Source organism: Sphingomonas sp. GC_Shp_5 (assembly GCF_026540855.1).
Classification (GTDB): Bacteria; Pseudomonadota; Alphaproteobacteria; order Sphingomonadales; family Sphingomonadaceae; genus Sphingomonas.
Genome location: NZ_JALNUP010000028.1, coordinates 21,678 through 39,668 on the forward strand (window position 1 = coordinate 21,678; position 17,991 = coordinate 39,668).

18 protein-coding genes and 3 pseudogenes are annotated in these 17,991 nt (G+C 59.8%); 7 read left to right on the top strand and 14 right to left on the bottom strand.

Features of this window, described 5'->3' with window-relative positions; translation table 11 throughout:
* Positions 1 to 144: 144 nt before the first annotated feature.
* The 8 genes and pseudogenes from OXR60_RS17410 to OXR60_RS17445 form a co-directional block, all read right to left on the bottom strand.
* Positions 145 to 324, bottom strand: a complete 180-nt coding sequence (locus OXR60_RS17410) for a hypothetical protein (RefSeq protein ID WP_267397232.1) — start codon at positions 322 to 324, stop codon at positions 145 to 147.
* The gene (locus OXR60_RS17415) at positions 324 to 503 is read right to left on the bottom strand and encodes a hypothetical protein (RefSeq protein ID WP_267397233.1); all 180 of its coding nucleotides are present in this window, start codon (positions 501 to 503) and stop codon (positions 324 to 326) included. Before OXR60_RS17415 ends, OXR60_RS17410 begins: the two co-directional genes overlap by 1 nt.
* A gap of 139 nt (positions 504 to 642) precedes the next feature.
* On the bottom strand, positions 643 to 912 hold the full coding sequence (locus OXR60_RS17420) for a hypothetical protein (protein WP_267397234.1): 270 nt from the start codon (positions 910 to 912) through the stop codon (positions 643 to 645).
* Positions 913 to 1,748: 836 nt separating this feature from the next.
* Positions 1,749 to 2,060, bottom strand: a complete 312-nt coding sequence (locus OXR60_RS17425) for a hypothetical protein (protein ID WP_267397235.1) — start codon at positions 2,058 to 2,060, stop codon at positions 1,749 to 1,751.
* Positions 2,061 to 2,245: 185 nt separating this feature from the next.
* On the bottom strand, positions 2,246 to 2,698 hold the full coding sequence (locus tag OXR60_RS17430) for a hypothetical protein (RefSeq protein WP_267397236.1): 453 nt from the start codon (positions 2,696 to 2,698) through the stop codon (positions 2,246 to 2,248).
* A 17-nt stretch (positions 2,699 to 2,715) separates the two neighbouring features.
* On the bottom strand, positions 2,716 to 3,066 hold the full coding sequence (locus OXR60_RS17435) for a hypothetical protein (RefSeq protein WP_267397237.1): 351 nt from the start codon (positions 3,064 to 3,066) through the stop codon (positions 2,716 to 2,718).
* Between the two features lie 30 nt (positions 3,067 to 3,096).
* Positions 3,097 to 3,663 carry a sigma factor-like helix-turn-helix DNA-binding protein gene (locus OXR60_RS17440; protein WP_267397239.1) on the bottom strand — a complete coding sequence of 189 codons (567 nt, stop codon included), beginning with the start codon at positions 3,661 to 3,663 and terminating at the stop codon, positions 3,097 to 3,099.
* Between the two features lie 349 nt (positions 3,664 to 4,012).
* A pseudogene (locus OXR60_RS17445) lies at positions 4,013 to 4,300 on the bottom strand (integrase core domain-containing protein); the annotation flags it as partial.
* Positions 4,301 to 4,522: 222 nt separating this feature from the next.
* On the opposite strand from OXR60_RS17445, the pseudogene OXR60_RS17450 reads away from it, so the two are divergent.
* A pseudogene (locus OXR60_RS17450) lies at positions 4,523 to 5,783 on the top strand (IS110 family transposase).
* A gap of 242 nt (positions 5,784 to 6,025) precedes the next feature.
* Here the strand turns inward: OXR60_RS17450 and OXR60_RS17455 are convergent.
* Positions 6,026 to 6,612: pseudogene (locus tag OXR60_RS17455) on the bottom strand (IS481 family transposase); the annotation flags it as partial.
* 663 nt (positions 6,613 to 7,275) lie between these two features.
* On the opposite strand from OXR60_RS17455, the gene OXR60_RS17460 reads away from it, so the two are divergent.
* The 5 genes from OXR60_RS17460 to OXR60_RS17480 all read left to right on the top strand — a co-directional run bounded on the left by OXR60_RS17460 (position 7,276) and on the right by OXR60_RS17480 (position 12,966).
* Positions 7,276 to 7,764 carry a DUF4440 domain-containing protein gene (locus OXR60_RS17460; RefSeq protein ID WP_267397240.1) on the top strand — a complete coding sequence of 163 codons (489 nt, stop codon included), beginning with the start codon at positions 7,276 to 7,278 and terminating at the stop codon, positions 7,762 to 7,764.
* Entirely contained in the window at positions 7,713 to 8,987 is a 1,275-nt protein-coding gene (locus tag OXR60_RS17465) for a hypothetical protein (protein ID WP_267397241.1), read from the top strand. The genes OXR60_RS17460 and OXR60_RS17465 overlap by 52 nt, the downstream gene beginning before the upstream one ends.
* Positions 8,988 to 10,730: a tetratricopeptide repeat protein gene (locus OXR60_RS17470; protein ID WP_267397242.1), complete on the top strand. Its 1,743-nt coding sequence runs from the start codon at positions 8,988 to 8,990 to the stop codon at positions 10,728 to 10,730. It begins immediately after the preceding gene.
* Positions 10,731 to 10,918: 188 nt separating this feature from the next.
* The gene (locus OXR60_RS17475) at positions 10,919 to 11,605 is read left to right on the top strand and encodes a response regulator transcription factor (protein ID WP_267397243.1); all 687 of its coding nucleotides are present in this window, start codon (positions 10,919 to 10,921) and stop codon (positions 11,603 to 11,605) included.
* A gap of 14 nt (positions 11,606 to 11,619) precedes the next feature.
* Positions 11,620 to 12,966 carry a HAMP domain-containing sensor histidine kinase gene (locus OXR60_RS17480; RefSeq protein WP_267397244.1) on the top strand — a complete coding sequence of 449 codons (1,347 nt, stop codon included), beginning with the start codon at positions 11,620 to 11,622 and terminating at the stop codon, positions 12,964 to 12,966.
* A 64-nt stretch (positions 12,967 to 13,030) separates the two neighbouring features.
* Here OXR60_RS17480 and OXR60_RS17485 read toward each other — a convergent pair whose 3' ends face one another.
* From OXR60_RS17485 to OXR60_RS17500, 4 genes are all read right to left on the bottom strand, one after another.
* A complete protein-coding gene (locus OXR60_RS17485) occupies positions 13,031 to 13,795 on the bottom strand; it encodes a hypothetical protein (RefSeq protein WP_267397245.1) in 765 nt (254 codons plus the stop codon).
* Positions 13,796 to 14,121: 326 nt separating this feature from the next.
* On the bottom strand, positions 14,122 to 15,027 hold the full coding sequence (locus tag OXR60_RS17490; protein WP_267397246.1) for a hypothetical protein: 906 nt from the start codon (positions 15,025 to 15,027) through the stop codon (positions 14,122 to 14,124).
* 14 nt (positions 15,028 to 15,041) lie between these two features.
* Positions 15,042 to 15,869 (bottom strand): HEAT repeat domain-containing protein, encoded by an 828-nt coding sequence (locus OXR60_RS17495; protein WP_267397247.1) that lies wholly within the window; start codon positions 15,867 to 15,869, stop codon positions 15,042 to 15,044.
* A gap of 56 nt (positions 15,870 to 15,925) precedes the next feature.
* Positions 15,926 to 16,078 (bottom strand): hypothetical protein, encoded by a 153-nt coding sequence (locus tag OXR60_RS17500; RefSeq protein WP_267397248.1) that lies wholly within the window; start codon positions 16,076 to 16,078, stop codon positions 15,926 to 15,928.
* A gap of 141 nt (positions 16,079 to 16,219) precedes the next feature.
* Between OXR60_RS17500 and OXR60_RS17505 the strand changes: the two genes are divergently transcribed.
* Positions 16,220 to 17,164 carry an SDR family NAD(P)-dependent oxidoreductase gene (locus OXR60_RS17505; RefSeq protein WP_267397249.1) on the top strand — a complete coding sequence of 315 codons (945 nt, stop codon included), beginning with the start codon at positions 16,220 to 16,222 and terminating at the stop codon, positions 17,162 to 17,164.
* Between the two features lie 300 nt (positions 17,165 to 17,464).
* Here the strand turns inward: OXR60_RS17505 and OXR60_RS17510 are convergent, their stop codons facing one another.
* A complete protein-coding gene (locus OXR60_RS17510; protein ID WP_267397250.1) occupies positions 17,465 to 17,911 on the bottom strand; it encodes an HIRAN domain-containing protein in 447 nt (148 codons plus the stop codon).
* Positions 17,912 to 17,991: the final 80 nt, after the last annotated feature.

Below are 17,991 nucleotides of genomic sequence, written 5' to 3' on the forward strand. Positions count from 1 at the left end.
TCCGGGGTGACGACGCCATCTGCACATTGGGCTGAGGGCTTCCGCGGGTCGGCGTTCCGCCTTGACCGTCGATCGTGTCGCCACGCGCGACGATCTCCTCCGTCGAATGGCGGAGCGGCACTGGGCGGGAGTTTCGGTAAGCGCTCAATACCGCGAGATCGCCACGGCCGCCAGCGCATACTGGCGCCGCGCGGCGCGCCTGAACGCCCGGATGCCGGAGGGGCTGAGCTGCGCCTCCGTTTCGATATCCATGGCGTCGATGCGGACCTGCTCGAAGTCGGCGCAGTTGGCGATACCGTAGCGGTTGGCGTCCTTCTCGATCATCATCGCCTGCTGATGCCGTCATTGGGATTGGTGTTGTATTCCGCGATGGCGTGGACGGCGACCACCTCAAGCTCCATCATGATTACGCAGGCCCCGTCCTCGGCATTGTGACCAAGGCGCCGGGCCTCGACGAGCGGCAAGGTCTTGCCGGGAAGCATCTCGCAGATCATACGCACCACGGTGCCGATTGTCCGTTCGCCGATCGCGCGGTAGCGCGGTAGCGCGGGCGCTTGATAGGGCAGAACCTGACGCTGAAGCCGCTACTGCGGGCGGCAGCCTCCATCATATGGCTGCGGAACTCCACGGCGTTGTCCACGATCAGTTCGACGGGCTTGCCGCGCAATCGCACAGGATCGGGTACTTGCGATCGAATTTGGCGGGCACCTTCTTCGGCAGCACCATGCGGCGCAGGATCTCTCCGACAGTCCAGTTGCACGGATCGATGAAGGAGATGAGGTAGGCGACCACCGCCTGCCCCAGCAGGACAATCGCGATCCGACGGCTGAGCGCCTCGACATCCTCCACCACCCAAGCGAGGCCGGAGACATTGGCATCAACGTAGACAGGTTCTGATGCGATCGCGCCCAACCAACCCCCTCCCGGGAATCTCGCCCCAGGACGGGGATCGCCCTTCCTGTGTTCCAAGGACAAGCGTTTTCGTCGGCGAGGCCGAGACCTGCGACCTCGGGATCGCGGAACGGTCCGTTTATAGACGCAAGCGCGAGCGGCTACCCGGGCAAGGGAGTGGGTGGCCGGTTACCTTCGCGCGCCAACAAACTGTGATTGAACGTGAGCTGTTGTTGCGAGCTGACCTGGGCGATGTCAACTTGCCGTCAGTCGTGAATGCCGGGTTGAGACCGCGACGAGTTCTCCGTGAGCACGCACGTCATGCTGGCTATGTTTAATGTCCGACAGGTAACACCCAAGTAGCTTGCCGGCAGGGCGAAACCGCGGCACAGGGACGCCTTAGCTGGTGGCCCATCCTGTAGGTACTCAGAACCGATTGGTTCGAATCCCACATTGTTTCAGCGCAAGCCGTAGACAGGCACTAGGTTCTAGGCGAAGTCAAAATGCGGCGCCGAACTCGGCGATCTCCTGTCGGCGTCAAGCAGAGAATAGATGAACCAGCGGATAACTCCCCACTGGCCACAGATCCACTCGGCGCGTGCCGAGCAGGAACTTGCTATGGCTTCTCGGGCGCGACACGAAGCGGCGCGACGTTCACACCTTGATCTCGCCTCAATGCACGCCGCGAAGGCAGAGGAAATGCGAAAGGTTTGTCTCGCCGAATTTACCACGCCTGTAGCCTCTTCGCCCTACGCTGCGGCCGGCTCTTGAAGCTGACGGACATCAGCCCCGGGCTCAGACGACCGAAGCAGCAACCTCGAGCGTCAGCGCCTCGCCCTTACGCTTGGAGCTTGTCCTCAGGCGAGAAGAGAAACGACCGTTTCCACGCCCTCGATCGTCAGACTGACGTAGAAGCGTCTGCGGTCGAGAGCATCGGCATTGCGCGTCACCAGCCGGCTACCTTCCAGAAGAGACAAGTAGCGCAGGGCGGTCGCGGAATTCGTGCCGGATCCCACGCATGCGTCTGAGACACTGATCAACCGACCTTCTGCATTCGAGATGTACAGATCCAGCAACATCTTCCAAGCCGGGTCATTCGAGACGGCCAATCCGAGCATCGCCGTCTTTTGGCAGGCGCGATGGTATGCTCTCTTGGCTAGCAGAAGCATGTTCTGTGCCTCGCTATTTTGATCCAGTAATCCGCCCTGCGGCGGGTCACCATCGTAACCCTCTATGGAATGCCTCCGCCGCGTTAAAGGCGAGACACTAGGCTTCTCAACTTGGCCTTGAACGGTCGCGTCGGATAAGGAGAGACGGTAGTGCAACATGAGGCTTACTCTGGGTTTCGCGCCCGTCAGGAACGTGCGCGGCAACTCCAGTCCAAATCCCGGCCCTCAGCCCGCATTCGGCGAACGTGACGGGCGGTTCCAAGCGCGAGCACCAGCATCATCGGATACGCCCAAGCCGCCGTCATCACGGCGTAGGCCATCCGCAGCACCTCTTGATCCGCGGCACGGACCAGGTGGGCACCGGTTCCAATTGCATGGAAGGTCACGAGCCAGAACGGCCAGAAGCGGTCAGCGTAGAGCGAGACGACGAGCAGCACCACAAGGAGGAGCAGATCGACGAGCATCACTCCGCTCTCGATGCCGACGAACCGGCTGGGCATGGCGTGTTGGACGAAGTGCGTGATGATCGTTGCGATTAGCAGCGATGCGCCGGTTATCTTCTCGGGTGCACCGCCGCGAATCACGGCATAGGAACTGACCAGCAGCTGGAGCAGATTGAATACTATTACGCGTTCCATGCTGGGCCTTGGTTCCTTCAGGCGACGAGAGCAATCGGCGTTGCCGAACGCGCCATCGGGCCCACGACATCCGGCGGGCACTCGGATTGATCGCCATATGCCCGCAGGCCCATATCGCTGCGAACTTCGAGAAGAGCGCTATGGGCGTCGATCAGTTTCTGCCTGGCCCGCATGAGATCGCCAGTTGCCTCGCTTACCAGCCGAAGAGCTTCGGTGCCCATACCCAGTGGAAGGTTCGCGGCGGCTCGTTGCTCCAGCATCTTTGCAAGGCATGCAGCGGTCGACGAGGTTGCTAGGTCAGCGGCCTTCTCGGCGGTGAGGAAATGAGCGGTTACCAGGTCGGCAGCGAGACGTCGTTCTTTCAGCATCGTTAGTCCTAAGCGCGGCGATGCAACGTATCAGTGGGCGATGAATGCTCTTGCCTTGCCTATCACACTAGACAGGGTTTGCCCCATGTTCAGCAGAGCGACAGATAGCACACACACAACAAGGATGAGCATTCCGATCAGCAGAAGCCGCTCGGTCTTGCGCAGCTCGTTGCGGGCTCCCCCAACGTCTCGGATCGTGGGCGCCACCCCCATGATCCGTCGAGCCAGCCCCCACGGCCGGCTCTGGGGCTCTTCTGCTGCTACTGCCGGCTCAGCGGCAACGTCGATTAGTTCGGATGGAAGCGGATCGGATACGGTCGAAGCCGACAGTTCAGTACCCCTGATTGAATATGGGGGGGGCGTAGAGAGTACGGGTTCCCCGCTGGTTGCGGTATTGGCCTCATGAGCATCCAGCATTCGAGCCGCCGCAAACCGAGACGACGCGCCCAGCACTTGCACCGCCCGCTCGAGACGCTTGTCGACAGCAGACGGCGATACGCCCACGATCTGAGCGATCTCTTTCGAATTGTGATGGGTGAGCACTAAGCGCAGACACACGCGCTGAGCCTCGGTCACTTGGTCGAATGCGGCGGACATGGAGACTACCTAATCCCCCGCAACTTGGTTGAGAACCGACAAATCAAAATGGTTCTAATTGCGCCTGCGCTTTCGAGACGCTGCGCTACCCAGGTGCCATCTTCGCATCATAAACCCTACCAGGGATACCCGTTCAGATTGGTGAAAATGCCAGCGGGCGGCAGGTGCTCCGGTATTCTGGTGGGCCAAGCGGATCTTGGCGGCTGGAAGCATCATCATGGCGGACTGCTTCGGACGTGACGACGATCCAATTGACCGGCATGCGATTGTCTTCGGAAGCGAACGTGGAGCTTCGCGTGCGTGGCGAATACGACGGCTGACGTTAGTTCCTGACAGCTATCTTGAGGACCTAGGTGTTTAGTCCTGGTATCTGGCGGGTCGGATCGATGATGAACCGATCTGGCTCTGACGTCCAGATCTTGGCGATGTATTCGTAGGGTGTGAGCCCGCTGAGCGTCTTGAGCCGGCGGGCGGAGTTATAGGCGGCCATGAAGTCGGTGAGGTGCGTGCGGAGCTGGTCGTGGCTCTCGTAGTGGAAGCGTTTGACGGTCGCTTCCTTGATGGTGCGGTTCATCCGCTCGACCTGGCCGTTGGTCCACGGGTGGTTCGGTTTGGTGAGCCGGTGCTCGATCTCGTTCGCCTCACAGATCATGTCGAAGCGCATCTGACGCGACCAGGCCGTGTTGCGGTTGCGGGGCTGCTCGGCGAACTGGATGCCATAGCACATTGGGAAGAGCGCTATGGCCCTGATGGAGACAAGGCCGCGAAGCGGCCGCAGGCTTCATCAGGGCAAGCCATGGCCGGTCAGCAGGTATCTAAAGTGAGGTTGTCGAGACAACACTTTGGAGGCCGACCGACCATGACCAAACTCACCCCTACGCTCGCCGGCGCCGTGCTGGTAGCCATCGACATGTCCAAGAGCCGGCAGGAGGTCCTTATCGAGCGACCGGAAGGCGGTCGGCGCCGGCGGATGACGGTCATGGCGACGAAGGAGGACTATGACGGCTTTGCCGAGCAGCTCGCGGCCATCGGCCGTCCCATCGTCGTCGGGTTCGAGGCGACGGGCAATTACCATCGTACGCTGGCCCATCGGCTGCTGACAGCGGGGTTCGAGCTGCGCCTCATCTCGTCGGTCGCGCTCGCCCGGACCCGTGAGGCGCTGCACAACGGCTGGGACAAGAACGACTCCAAGGATGCCCAGGTCATCCTGCACATGCTGCGGATCGGCGCGACGCAGCGCTACATCGACCCGCTGGCTGCCGGGATCAACGATCTGCAGGAACTGTCGAAAACCCACGAGACCATCTCGAAGGCCAAGACGCAGACCTGGCACCGGATACTCACTCACTACCTGCCGCTCTACTTTCCCGAGATCGCCCGCTTTGCCGGCAACAGCCGGTCCGACTGGTTCCTGGCACTCATCGAGCGGTTCCCGATTCCGGCCAGCATCACGGCGCTGGACCGCGAAATGTTCTCGGCCGCGGCTTGGCCGCTCATCGGTCGCAAGGTCTCCAAGGCACGGCTCATCAACGACATTTACGAGACGGCCTGCGCCTCGATAGCCCTGCCCGTGCCAGAGGACTCGGTCGCCGTGACCATGTTCCGCATGGTCATCGCGCAGGGTCGCGGCCTCATCCAGCAACGCGACGAGATCGAGCGGCTCGCCCATGCTCGGCTGGCCGAGCACATCGACTATCAGTTACTGCGCAAGATCCCCGGCATAGGCCCGATCAATGCGCTGACCATCCTGGCCGAGGCCGGTGATCTGCGCCGCTTCAACCATCATCGCCAGTTCCTGAAGTTCTGCGGTCTCGATCTCGCGACGTGTCAGTCAGGCACGTTCCGGGGCCGCACGAAGCTGTCCAAATACGGCAACGCGCGCCTGCGCCGGACCTTCTGGATGGCTGCTCAGGTCGCCGCGCGTCAGCGCGACAACAGCTTCCGCGATAAGCTTGGCCGATATGTCGCCGGGCACGCGGACGATGCCGACCGTCGCCGCAAGGCGATGACGGCGCTCACCGCCAAGATGGCGCGCGTGGCTCACGCCGTCATCAAGACGGGAACAGAGTACCGGCCGTTCCTCGAACGGTCGGATGCCAGGTGGAAGGACCCCTCTCTGATATGCCGTGAGGGCGGACAAGCGACCTTGTAGATAATGTTCGGGCCTTCCACCTGGGTGCGTATCTCGTCTTAAGGATGGTGAGGACCACGGCTGCTTCCCGATGGATCCTGTGTTTGCTATGGCAGGGAGCGATCCCGTTGACGGTGGAAGCCATCTGGCTCAAAATGCATGCCGCGCCGATGGTTGTCGGCGCATAGATATCTGCTGGCCAAAACCCGCCGCTGCTTCCCGACATAGGACGTTGTCGGTCAGGATCGTGTGGATGCGGTAAGGCACGGCTTTCAACAGGTGTTCGAGGAACTCCCACGCTGCCCGTCTGTCGGCTTTGTCGACCAGCTGGGTGACCGCAAAATTGCTGGTGCGGTCGATGCCGACGAACAGGTAGAGCTTGCCTTCGGCGGTCTGCACCTCAGCGATATCCATGTGGAAGAAGCCGATGGGGTAGCGCTTGAAGGATTGCCGCTTCGGCTTGTCGCCCTCGACATCCGGCAACCGTGAGATGCCGTGCCGCTGTAGGCAGCGGTGCAGCGCTGACCGGGTCAGCCACGGTACCGATGGCTGCAACTCATAGAGACAGTCGTCGAGCGGCAGCAGCGTTTGGCCCCGGAACGCCACCACCATCGCCTCTTCGGTCTCGGACAGGTGGTTGAGTGAGGGGCCTTCGGCCCGGTCTTCAGATCCTCGACGGTCGCCCGCTCCGCCACTTGGCTACCGTCTTGGGGTATCCCCAGCTCTCGGCTTAGCGTCGCGAGCGAAGCTTGCGATCGCTGTATTGCTGCTCGCACGGCGTGCGTGGTCGTCGCGCACCCATGACGTACCCGTCCCATGCGGCTTCCTTCCATTTCAACGAAAGGATCGCACCGTCAAATCGTGGGATCAAACACCTAGGCACCTCCGCGTGAGTTCAGATATCGCTGACAGAATGGTAGACGATCCAACCCGCGCGACCGGTATTGTGTAATCTGCCGGGGCGATGGAGTACCCCCTCTCGGCAGAGGATTACCGACTAAGCACTTGGGTTGAAGGGGGAAAGTGCTTCCACGTTTTGGTGTGTGCGCGCATGCGTCAGCTTCGAGTCGCTTCCATCCTCAGGCGACGGCACGATTTCTCAAGTACAATCTTGTCGTTCCGACAAGATATTAGTTCATATTGAATACGCTTCAGCTTTACTGACGCGGTGCCGGCAGACACTTTTCACTAGCCAACCTAAGACAGTTTAACTGAGACTGTCGAAGGTGGTTTCGTCTGCGGCAGGGGCGTATCCGCGGATGATTTCTGTCTCGCCTAGCAACGGAGTGGAAACATGAAGAAGATCTCCATCGTCAAGGTTCAGGACCTGAAGACCACCGCGGTTGCGGCTTACCCGATCTGGGTTTGCTGGCCCTACTAATTACCGACGTCTGGGCGCGTTCGGAGACCGAAGGCGCCCAGATTGCGTCCTTGTAGCTCGACGGCGATTACCGCTGCTGAAAGCCTGTTGGGAGATCTGTATGTGGACTTCGGTAGTTAATTCGGCGCTTGGTGTGTTCGCGCTCCTTCAGCCGCACGCCATGCCGGCAACCCTCGAACCACAGCGTGTAGGGACGGCTCCTGCGAAAGCGGACGCGGAATTGCTGGCTGTGATTCAGTCGGCAATTCAGGCCGAGCGGACGTTCGACCCCGGGGCACTCGCAGCGGTGCTCGCGCCGGATTACATCGAGGTGTCACCTGTTGGTGAGGTGGATCGCCGTAAAGCGGTGCTCGGCTTCTATGATCCCGCCAACCGCCGCAATGCACCGCTAGTCACGATCAACGACCCTGTCACCCGTCGCGACGGATCAAACGCGATTGCCATTGTGCAACTCGCCTTCTCATCGCAGGACTCGACGCCGCCACGCCCCCCGATGCTGATGCGAGCGACCTTCGTCATGCGGCGGGAGTCGACGAAATGGTTGATCGCCAGCGCTCAGTTTACCCCGATCCGACCAGCGGGACAATGACGGCGGTGCAAGCCGAAGGTGATGCGCGGTTTCAAGTCGCTGCGCTCACCGTACAACCTGAAGGCGACGCCTTCCTCGTGGGCAGCGCACAGCTAGGCGCATTTTACCAGTTCCCGGCGGAAGCACTGGATATTCTGGAGCGACTTCGAAACGGCGCCACGCCCGACGAAATCAGCCGCGACATGCACGTCGGGACCAATGCTGAGGATCTCGACATCGCAGATTTCGTAAGCACGCTTCAGGAAATAGGGTTCATATGGCCGCTTGGGGAGCAGGTCAAACCAAACGAGCCAGCCTCTCCGTCCCGCACCGTCGAATTTACAGTCAGCGCTCACACTGCACAAAACTTCTTTAAGCCGAGCGCCGTGGCGATTTACGTCTTGCTCGTCGCAGCAGCCATAGGGTGTGCCATTCGCCTCCCGGTAGCGCGACTGCATCCGGACGCTTTCTTCATCGAAGATCACCTCGCCGCGACGTTGGTACTGCTACTAGTGATGTCCTCCGCAGCGACAGGACTTCATGAACTCGGCCATCTTCTAGCCGCGGCTCGTAGAGGGGTTTCCAGTCGCCTAGGCATGGGCACTAGGCTCTGGAACATCGTCTTCGAAGCTGACCTTTCTGGTATTTTCGCGCTACCTCGCAGTCAACGTTACCTGCCACTTGCGGCGGGCATGATCGTAGACGTGCTTGTGGCTTCGGTTGTTACGATCCTTATTGCGGCTCTGTCGTCATCCGACGCGCCGGCATTCCCGATAGCACTTCTACAAGCACTCGTCCTCCAGATTGCCGTCACCGTCGCATGGCAGTTTAATCTTTTCCTTCGTACCGATGTGTACTTCATGCTTTCCAACTGGTCCGGCCACCCCAATCTAGACGGCGCTGCGCGGGTATATATCGCAGATAGGATGAGCCGGCTGACTTATGGTCGCATCGGCCGACGCGATGATGCCGCCGCTCACTCCCGTTCCCTGGCAATGGTCAAGAGCTTCGTGGTCGTTTGGATCGTCGGTCGCGTGTTGTCGGTCACAATGCTGGCCTTCGTCGTGCTGCCAACGCTGGCCCGCTACGCGGAGAAAGCGTGGCGCACTATCAAGGACCCGACTGCGACGGTGGGGCGGGGCATCGATGCAGCACTTTTTGCTGGAATATCGACGCTGCTAGTTGCTGTGGGCCTGCTGCTCTGGCTGCTTCCTAAGTTCAGAACTCGGATTAAGGAGTCTTAAATGGCGTGCTTGTCCTGCTCTTCTGAGCTAACGGAAAGCTTCGACCTGGACATGCGCTTTGACCATGGCGGCGCTTGGGCAGGGGTCGAGGACCTCGTCGAGTGTGTCTATGTCGACCTGCTGCAACTTGGCGAGAAAGAGTTGATCGACCGGCACGGGTACGAATTGCATTTCGTGCTGCGCCGCCGCCGCGAAGCCATCCCGCTGAGGTACGCGTCGCTAACTGATCTCGCGAGTGGATTAGAGAAGACGCGCAATTACCCGGTAGACCGTGCCTATAGGATTGTCAGCGGACTGACAGACCTCGTACTCGCGTGGCGCGCACTGACGCGTCCCGACACCATTGTCAGGCTCGTTGCTCATGCTGCTGATGATGCGCAGCACCTCGCACGTCGGTTTCTGACGGAATTGGCTCGTCGGGGATCTACGGCAGGCGTGCAGGTCATTTACCCGAGCAGTGACGCGACGACCCTCCCGTCGATCGATGTCACCGCAGCGCAACAGATTGCGAGTGGGGGACCGGAGCATCTACTCGACATGAAAATCGTCGAGGAGCACCATCCCGGACTGCTTGCCCTCCATCTGCAAACAGGCGACCAAGTAGCGGCTGCCCGAGTAGCACTCCGAGCACTCTGCCTCTACAATCATTTCGGCTACTATCACGAATCCGGCAGCTTTGCCGACCGGGTCATCGCGCATCTCGACCAACTTGCGGGTGATGACCAGGAAGCAAGATGGAATTATGTTGGCAACATCTTCCAAGGTCTCGTGATGACGGGAAGGTTAGATCAAGCGCGCACCCTCGTCGAGGTTGCCACTGCCCCAAAGCTGTCGAGGCCGGATCTTCGCGCGAAGATGCACTACCTGTTAGGCATGGTTCACTTGCGTTATGCAGCTCAGAAAGATGTTGAGAGCGCTGAGAGGCATTTGCTTGAGGCGCGTCACGAGATTGCCCGCGCCCGTGAGATCATGGCATCGGCGGACCACGCATTCTACTCGGTTTTCATCGAAAATGGACTGGCGTTTCTACGCGTGAGGCAGGGACGCCCGAGGGACGCCATTGAGCTATGCCAAACCGGATCCACGCTGCTCGAGCGAGTGCTGGCAGAAGATGAGCATCGGCTACACCGCTCTGTGCTGCACTACAATACAGCTCAGGTTTACGCGATGATTGGCGAACTCGACGAATCACTCCGGTTCTACGATTTAAGCATCGAGATGGACCCCTACTATTCGGAATATCATAACGAGAGCGGAAATTTGCTGCTAAAAGCCGGGCGACCGCAAGAGGCCTTGGCTCGGTATGCCGATGCGGTACGATTTAGCGCGCCCTATCCTGAGGTCTTCCACAACATGGGCATCTGTTTCGCCCGAATGAGCCTTAACGATAAGGCTCGTGAAGCGTTTGATCGTAGCTTGGAACTTGACCCTGCTCAGGTTGATGTTCTCCTCATGCGTGCCGAGGTTTTAGAGGCATTGGGGGAGAGCGAACAGCAGCTCCGTGATCTGGATGCCGCCGTGTCGCTTGATCCGTTCCGATTGGAAGCGCGCGTCAACCGCGCCGTGGCCCGTTTCGAACGAGGCGAGTACGACCTCGCTCTTGCGGACATGGATCACGCGATCGAAATTTCTCCGATGGATCCCGAGTTTTACACCAGTCGATCAGAAGTGCATCGCGCAATGGGCCGAAGCGACCTACTTGCCCAAGACCTGAAGATGGCGGCTGGCCTGGAGGCCGCCTGAATGAAGATTTCCAATATCGTGAGCCCACGCCCCTTGCCGCAGCTCACAACGATGAGCTGCGAGATCAATGAAAGTGCCGCATCCCTGCGTGCGGCCTGCAGCCTTTATTAGAGCAAACGAGGATGAGGCGGACAGCCTGTCCCGCCAATCGGCCGATTGTTTATAGCACATCAACTGGAACCGTCTCATTGACCAAACGGGTTCTCGTCGTTGAAGACGACTTCAAGCTGGCTGAGTATCTGCGTAACGGCCTCACAGTCGCTTCGTACGAGGTTGAGGTGGCAATGAGCGCGGCGGCCGCAATCTGCCTCTTCGATCCGATGAGTCACTCGGTCGTGTTGCTGGACCGAATGCTTCCGGACGTGGACGGTCTGCATCTAATGGCGCAGCTTCGTACGCGAGACGACGCCATGCCAATCATCATCTTGTCCGCCATCTCGTCCGTGGACGAACGCGTTCGAGGTTTGAGCCACGGTGCCGACGACTATATCGTCAAGCCCTTCCACATAAGTGAGGTCATTGCACGTATCGAGGCGGTCGGGCGGCGGTCTGAGACGCGACGCGGCCCGACCACGAGGCGCTACGCGGACCTCGAACTAGATGTGGTTGAACGCACGGTCGCACGGGCGGGGCGGGATGTGCAACTGAACAATCGCGAGTTCAATATCTTGCGCTACATGGTCGGGAGGCCTGGCGAGCTTGTCGCTCGACGGACCCTGTTGAAGGAGGTTTGGGATTACGACTTCGACCCGGGAACGAATCTCGTGGACGTTCACATCAGTAGAATTCGGGCTAAGATCTCCCAAGAGGGATCGAAACCGTTGATTCATCCCGTACGTGGGATCGGCTACGTTTTGGAACTGCGGAACTACTGAAGGTGAGGCGCGGAATGAGGGCGGCGCCCTTCCCCTTTAAGTCGGTCCTGCTGCATGTTGCATTCCAGATCTCTTCGGCGACCGTCCTGATCATGTACCTCGAGTCTGGTTGGGGCCGAGAGGCCGTGAAGATTGAGAAATTTCGCCTCGGCATAGAGGCCGATATGCTTGGCGCGCTTGCCAGCGCATCAGGGCATAGGGGGCTGGAACGCCTCGACGTCTTGCGCGACATGTCAAAGCAGCCAGCATGGCACAGCTTGGTCGTCGCCAAAGATGGCCGCAGGTTGGCCGGTACGCTACCCTTGGACCTCGCGACCGCAGGACTGATGCATCGGGGCCTCAGCGAAATTATCGTCGATCACAGGTTGAAGACGGTGACGCTAATCCGCCCGCTCACCGGGGGGCACACACTACTGCTTCGTGGCAGTATCGCGTCGACGCAGCATCGGCGAACAATGTTGATCGGTTTGCTAGGCGCTGTCCTCCTTGGCCTAGACGCCGCCGTGGTGGCCGCCGCGCTGCAGGCGCGGTCGATGAACCGCCGCGTCAGGAGCATCGCTGATGTGACCACCGAGGTTCAGCTGGGTAGGCTGGATCGGCGCGTACCCCGGACGATGAACAAAGACGCCTTCGATCGCCTCGGCGCTGCGTTGAATACGATGTTCGCTGGGATCGAGCGCTCTGTTAACGAAATGCGCGCAATGACGGACGCGATTGCGCACGATCTGCGCTCTCCCCTTATGCGCATCAGAGTTCGCGTCGAGGAGTTGTGCGAGCTCCCCCTACCGGAACACGTCCTTGGCAGCCTCGACAAAGTGCTCGAGGAGATGGACCAGGTGGTTTCGATGCTGCAAGTCGCGCTCGAGATCACTCGGGCAGAGGCCGGCGTTGCTCGATCTCAGTTCATGCTCTTGAATTTAGCGGCGGTGGCTCGCGATATGGTCGACAGCTATCAAGTCGTCACGGATACCGATGGCATTCGTTTGACCTTAGCGGTCGACGGCGTCCCGGTAATCTTGGGGCATAAGCAGTTGCTGGGTCAGCTAATTGCCAATCTTATCGACAACGCGCTGTCCCATGGTGGCGGCGCGGTCCACGTAAGCGTGAGCGATGAAGCTGACGGAGTTGTGTTGCGTGTGGGCGACCGTGGTCCTGGCATCAGACCCGAAGACCGCAGCCTTGCCATGAGCCGGTTTGGGCGCCTGGACGTGGCCAGAGCCGCCTTGGGAGAGGGGCTCGGACTTTCTCTTGTCCAATCAATCTGTCACCTGCATTCCGGCACGGTACAGCTTCTCGAAGCCGCGCCGGGTCTGTTGGTTGAAGTATGTCTGCCGCGCGGCGACAACAGCGGCTTGCCATAGCGGCTGCGCTAAGAAGGAGGCGGCGCGAGCCGCGCAAAGCGTTAGACGCGCAGCGACTCCCCATTCACCGCATCCTCTGGAGCACGCACGCATGGGCCCGCAGGCCCATACTGGTTGGTCCCGCAGGCCCATACTGGCGAAAGCCGTTTACGGCCCCTTCTACCGCGCGAATGAATGCTGCCGGGTCGTCAGGCCGGACACCAGCCCGTCGGACCTGCCTTGTTCCCTTCAATGGAACGTGCGCGGTGATGTCGCGCGACAGTTCAATGTAGACCGTCGGCGACGACATCAGTGCTGTGTTAAGCGATCCACCCCGCCCTGATTGCTCCTGACCCGATGATCCTTGCACCGAGGCAACGGCGTCGATGGGGATGTCAAGTTCAATGAATATGCCTGCTCGAACAATGATCTTGTTCGAGCCCACTAGGAGGGGAAGCTTGCCGAGGGATGCCGCTAGCGCGATAAAGTAGAGGAGTCCGACGTCGCTGATGACGAATACAGTCCACCGGGCTATCGGACCCGCGTGGAGCAGCATGAGGTGGCCTGCAGCGGCTTCCACCGATGCAAGCGAGATGAACACGAGCAGTAGAGGGCGGATCTGCCGATGGTAGTCGAACGCCAGATAACCCGGCGGTGTGTCACGGCGCCGCAATTTTGGGATCACGTAGCTGAGCAGGTTCACATCGGTAGCCGCGAAGGTGGCTAAGCGAGTCGGGAGGAGGCAAGCGAGGAAGGAAGCAAGTTTGACTTTGAAGTTGTCCGGCGCGGCTCGTGCCCGGGTTACACCGCGGGCAGATCCCAGCGCGAGATGGAGAAGCAATATGGCCATCGGCAGCGCGACCCATCCGCTGTCGATAAGCCGAGTGCGCCAGGGAGCCGGCATGGCGACCGTGACCAGGATTGTCGTACCGCAGAGGTGACGGATGATACCGGCTATAGTCCGGGCTCGCTCACGCAAGACCACTCTGCCAAACCTTACCACGATCAACCCCATGGCGACCACAGTGAGCGGCCTGACCCACGTCGGTGGGGCCGCGCATTTAATGCAGAGCACAAGGACCAACCAAGCAATACTTGGTACCCGACCAATCAGCCAATCGCGGCTTGATCTTGAAAGCCTCACAACGTGCAGTTCTCCGGGCGGCGCGCCTGCCGTCATGCGGCTGTTCTGCTATAATCTCGGCTGCCTGCGCCATTTACCAGTGTCTTGGCGCTCAGTCGAACCACATCCGTCGGTAGCCTGCATGAGAGCCGGTCCGCTTCATCGGCGTCGAGATCTCGCAGAACGTTCAAGGCGTATGCCCGTGAACGGTCCGATGGATGCTTCTCCGCAAAATTGCTGAGCACGTCGATTGTGTTCTGATCGTTTACATGGCGGAGTATTTCGAGAACGAACATTCGCATCGAGCAGAGGTCGCCGGCTCCATTGACGATAGTTCGGTTGGTGACGTCGAACAGATACTGCTGTGTCTTGTGCATGCGCCGGGATGTACACAGAAGGTTAAGCGAGACGGAGACGTCAGGCGGCGTCCGCTGGACGTGGATATCGCGTCCCCCGCGATAAACCATCACGCGACCGGGATGCAGCTTGTGAGTTCCGTGATCTTCCAAGTCCACGTGCTCTCCCACAAAGCCGTCGACGGCGTCGTAGTCGTACGAGTAGAGGTCCGTATCGTACCCGCTGCCGAAGTAGCCCACGGTCACAAAGTCGAAATTGTGGTCATGCGCGAGATCGTAGGAGTAGAGCTGTCGCTCGAACGCTGCGTGAGCACCCTCGGCAATCGGCAGCCAGACGTTGGATCGGACATAAAAGCCCTTTCCCGCGCCGAGCCGGGTAGTCTGAGAGGACTGCACGTTCGCCGCCTCCGCTTGCCAATGGCGCTTCAGTTCTTCGTGATAGCCACGTAGCACGAAGTCGCGATCGTTCGCCAGGGCGCGGAGCGCCCATGCGTTCTCGACCACCGAGTCGTAATCGTCGACATCGACCTTCGTCTCGACGTGCTCGATGAACTCGGCCAGCGTAAGGGCGTCGTTCACTACCGCGTCTTGGATGCTGACCATGTGGATCTTCCTGTTTACTGGGGCAGTTGCTCGAGCGTGGCGGCTGCCGCCTGTCGAATGTGAGGATGGCGGTCGTTCAAAGCGTTTCTTACCATGGTGCGGCGGCGCTCTGGTGCGAGACGGCCAACGGTCTGGACCGCTTTCCAGCGAACATGATGTGCTCCGTGCGTCAGGAATGGCTCGACCACGTCGACGGACGACGAGGAGCCAACAGCGGCAAGCAGATCGAAGATGGACTCGATATTGCTGTGGACGTTGCTGATACTGGTCACCCGCTTGGGCAACCGGGTATTCCGATCGAAGGACCACTCGAACGCTCCGAAAGCGGCGCTATTCGCTCGCAGCGTGAAGGCCGGCCCGAATCCCGTTGGTTGGACATCCAAAGCCTGACTCCGGCCGTCTTTTAGGAGATGCTCCGCTGTTTGGTGGAGCTTAACCTGCTTCTGAACGAGACGGGTTGCGGGATCTAATACGCTGAAATCAACTTTCCGGTCGGTCTCGTAAAGGACCGAGTCGACGCTGTGGCCCGCTACGGGAGCACTGATCGAGTGCGTTGGGTTGAGATAGAGTCCAGCATTGATGTTGCGGTGAAGGAGGATGGCCCACGTGGTCACCCGTGAGGAATAGAGCACCACGAAAGGCCCCGAAGAGACGTTTGGCGTGATATCCGTGGCGCCGGAGGCCATTCGACCGACGAGGTCGTGTAGCGAGGCCACGTACGCCCCTGTCGAAACAGCTTCGTCGAATACGTCAGCTATCTTAGCGAAGCCGTCGAAGCTTGTCTCGCCGGCGCCGATGATCCGATCCGCCCAATTGCCGAATTGCATAATGGAATCGTTCAAGGAAGCCTCCCTCTGTATAAGGTGACCGCCTGCCCGGGGAGCAGGCGGTCGGGTGATCATTCGCTCGATGCGGCGACGATGATCGCGATGCCCCAGATGATAGCGACGAAGGCAACCGACTCGGTCGCCCCCGCCTTTCCGACCGAGGTCGGCAGGTCTGCGCACGAGTTCGAAAGATCCTGTGAAGCAATTTGCTGCGTCCAGTTCATCTTCTATCCCTTCTCTAAGCGGCATGTGTTGTCCGCGATGCAAGGCTTGCTTGTTCCTTCGCGTCTTTCAATCCACTTTGACGTATCATTGCAAAAACTTAATCGTTGCCGGATTTTCATGATACATAGACGGTGCTGCTCATGACTGAGCTCAACATAGCCGCCCCAGAGAACTTGCCTTCCGTGAGGCACCCAGTTGCGCTAATAACGGGGACCCGCGGCATCGGCCTTGAGGTCGCATCGGCGCTTCATCTCAAAGGATTCAGAACCTACGTGGTCGGCCGCGATCACCAGGTTGGAGACGCGGCAGTGCAGCGAATGAGACTTGAGAGGCCGGACGTTCCATGCGGCTTTCTTCAAGCCGACCTCGGCGACCTTGGCTCCCTACAGGCGCTCGCGAAACGTTTCGATAGAGATCATGAACGCCTCGATGTTCTCGTGAACAATGCAGGAAGGGTGACCTCCCGACGCAGCCTGACCACTAGCGGGTGGGAGATGCAGATGGGCGTCAATTACCTCGGTCATTTTGCATTGACGGGACTGCTTCTTCCCCTGCTGCGCAGATCATGCTCGGCGAGGGTAGTCAGCGTCGCCAGCAGAGGAGTGTCGAGCGCGCGGCTCGACTTGGCCGACTTGCAGTCGACAGTCAGATTCAACCCCATGGTTGCTTACTCGACGTCCAAGATGGCCCTACTTTCATTCGGCTTGCATCTCGACGCGATGAGTAGGGCTGAAAGCTGGAACTTAGCAAGCTACGTGGCTCATCCCGGCATTTGTCCTACTGGCATTATGGACGGCGCATTCACATCGCCCATAATGCGGCGTGCTGTTCATAACTTGTACCGCATCATCGGCCACCCGCCCGCGCAGGCGGCACGCTCCATTCTGCGCTGCGCCTTGGATCCTGGGTTGCCAACCGGATCAGTGATAGGCCCTTCGGGGATCCTCGAGATTAGAGGCGAGCCTGCGGTTTCGTCCGTCACCAGGTTAGCGCCCTCTTCCGCAGCAGCAAGTCGACTTTGGGCGCTCTCCCAAGAACTCACAGAGCGGCCTTTTCCAGCGCTGTCATTGCCGAGCGTCGCTTAAGGTCATGACTTCGGTGACAGCCGTCCGTAATGCCGGAGATCTTTGATCGTAATAGCCGGTCATAAGCTCGATTCTGGACGGTGCTGTAGAGGTTAGACGGGTATGGGTATGAGATTGAACGGGATCTCGGCGGGATCTTCAATATCCGGCAGCTGGTAGAGATCGCGCTCATAGGCGACCGATTTAGGCGATCCCCATTGCCCGTGTAGCACGCCAGCGGGACCGAGTGGCCGGATGTACCGGTACACTAACCCATTGTTGGCCCAACGCTCGAGGTAGAACTGGGGCAGATAGTGGTGCTTAACGGGGGATGTTCACGCGCCCCACTCCGGCCCTTCCTCGTCGGGGTAGAAGGCATGCGGGTCGTATGGCTCGGATCGACGTGGCGGCCGTGGTGGTCGGGGAACAGGCGGCTTGTCCGACCGCGGCGGCAGCGTCGGGGCACTGCCGCCGAACCGCACCCGGATGAAGGCAGCCCCACCATCGAGTCCCTGGAAGATCGCCCTCGACATCCTCGCCGCGGCTCATCCTGCTGTTGATATACGGCGCCCGTTCCGCGTTGATGTAGCCGAGTTGGACGCCGCGGGGGCTGATGACGGCAATGGCGTTGCTGTCGTGCTTGTTCTTCGGCTCGGGCAATAGCTCGATCGGCTCGCCCGGCATGGTCATCAGCGCCTCAGACAGCCGGTTACCGCCATCGGCGTTCGGGAAGTCGATGCCAACTACGGCCAGCGTGAGTTCCTGCATTTCTCACTCTGTAAGATCGTTGGCTGCGCTGATCCACGCCCTTAGAACGCGATCATTATAAGAAGGGGGATTGATGCCAG